This is a genomic window from Streptomyces sp. NPDC001668 (assembly GCF_042893155.1).
Classification (GTDB): Bacteria; Actinomycetota; Actinomycetes; order Streptomycetales; family Streptomycetaceae; genus Streptomyces.
On record NZ_JBIAUQ010000035.1, the window covers coordinates 1 to 2,301 of the forward strand.

Sequence of the window (2,301 nt, forward strand, 5' to 3'; positions counted from 1 at the left end):
AGCCGCCTCTTCCTGGAGGTCAGCCCACACCCGGTGCTGACCGGTGCGATCGAGGAGAGCGGTGAGCAGGTCACCGCGACCGGCACCCTGCGCCGTGACCACGGCGGGACCCGGCAGATGCATCTCGCCTTGGCCCGTCTGTGGGCGCACGGCGCCGACGTCGACTGGACCGCGGTCTTCGACGGGACGGGTGCGCGGCGGACGGACCTGCCCACCTACGCCTTCCAGCGCCGTCGGCACTGGTTCGACGGCTCCTCCGCAGCTGCGGAGGAGGTGGCCGATGGCGTTGCCGGTGCCCCGCCGACCGTTGCGCCCGACATAAAGCTCGACGTAACACGCCAGGTCCACGCGCACACCGCCGCCGTACTCGGACACGAGACGGTCAACGACTTGGACCCCCGGCGGACGTTCAAGGACCTCGGGTTCGACTCGATCATGCTCGGCGACCTGCGCAACCGTATCAACACCGCGCTGAGCACCCGGCTGGCCACCGCCACGCTCTTCGACCACCCCACGCCGGCCGGGCTCGCGGCACACCTGATCGCCGAGAAGACCTCTGCCGCGCCCACGGCCCCGGCCGCATCATCCACCTCCACCGGGCCTGGTCCGGACGACGAACCCATCGCGGTCGTCGCGATGAGCTGCCGTCTCCCCGGTGGGGTCGAGGCTCCGGAGGATCTGTGGCGGCTGCTCATGACCGGTGAGGACGCGATCACCGCGTTCCCCGAGGACCGCGGCTGGGACCTGGAGCGACTGCTCGCCGCCGACGCCCCCGGCAGCAGCGTTGCCGAGGGGGGCGGCTTCCTCGACCAGGTGGCGGAGTTCGACGCCCGCTTCTTCGGGCTGTCGCCGCGTGAGGCGCTGGCGATGGATCCGCAGCAGCGGTTGCTCCTGGAGACCTCCTGGGAGTTGCTGGAACGCGCCGGTATCCCGCCGACCGCACTGCGCGACAGCCCGACCGGGGTCTTCGTCGGCACCATGGACCAGGAATACGGACCGCGGCTGCACGAAGCCCCGGAAATGCTCGACGGGTACCTCCTCACCGGCAAGACCACCAGCGTGGCGTCCGGCCGCATCTCCTACCTGCTCGGCCTGACCGGGCCGGCCATCACCGTGGACACGGCGTGTTCGTCGTCCCTGGTCGCGCTGCACCTGGCGGTGCAGTCGCTGCGGCGAGGGGAGTCCTCGCTCGCCCTGGCCGGAGGCGTGACCGTCCTCAACACCCCTGGTATCTTCACCGAGTTCAGCCGTCAGGGCGGACTCTCCCGCGACGGCCGTTGCAAGGCCTTCGCCGCAGCCGCGGACGGCACGGGCATGGCCGAGGGTGTCGGCATGCTCCTTCTTGAGCGGCTGTCCGATGCCCGGCGCAATGGGCATCAGGTGCTGGCGGTGATCCGGGGTTCCGCCGTCAACCAGGACGGTGCCTCCAACGGTCTGACCGCGCCCAGCGGGATATCCCAACAGCGGGTGATCCGGCAGGCGTTGGCGAACGCCGGGCTCGTGGCCTCCGAGGTGGATGTGGTGGAGGCGCACGGCACGGGGACTTCGCTGGGGGATCCGATCGAGGCGGGTGCGCTGCTGGCGACGTACGGGCAGGAGCGGCCTGCTGAACGGCCGGTGCTGCTGGGGTCGTTGAAGTCGAACATCGGGCATACGCAGGCCGCTGCGGGTGTGGCCGGTGTGATCAAGATGGTGATGGCGTTACGGCATGGTGTGGTGCCGGCGACCTTGCATGTCGATGAGCCCTCGCCGCAGGTCGACTGGGCCGCGGGAGCTGTGGAGCTGGTGACCGGGCCGACTGCTTGGCCTGTGGTGGATCGGGCTCGGCGTGCTGCGGTGTCGTCCTTCGGGATCAGTGGGACGAATGCGCATGTGATTGTGGAGGAGGCTCCGGGGGTCGAGGCTCCGGGGGTCGAGGCGCCGGAGGTCGAGGGTGCTGTGCCGGGTGGGGTGGTGCCGTGGGTGGTGTCGGGGCGGTCTGCGGCTGGGTTGCGGGCGCAGGCGGGGCGCCTGAGGGAGTTCGCTGGGGCGGATACCGGGATCAACTCGGCTGCTGTGGCCTGGTCGTTGGCGACCCGTCGGGCAGCGTTGGAGCATCGGGCTGTGGTGGTGGCGGAGGACCGGGAGGGGTTCCTGGCCGGACTTGATGCGGTCGCCGCCGGTGAACCCGCCGCCAACGTCGTCACCGGCGCGGGGGAGACCGGCTCCGGTGTGGTGTTTGTGTTTCCGGGTCAGGGCTCGCAGTGGGTGGGGATGGCGGCTGAGCTGTTGGAGAGTTCGCCGGTGTTCGCCGAGTCGGTG

The 2,301-nt window shown here is 70.5% G+C and carries 1 protein-coding gene; it reads left to right on the plus strand.

Going from position 1 to position 2,301, the window contains the following annotated elements; translation table 11 throughout:
- Positions 1 to 2,301 (plus strand): beta-ketoacyl synthase N-terminal-like domain-containing protein (locus ACFYZ8_RS44805; RefSeq protein WP_389050848.1); only part of this gene is annotated, 2,301 nt, incomplete at both ends.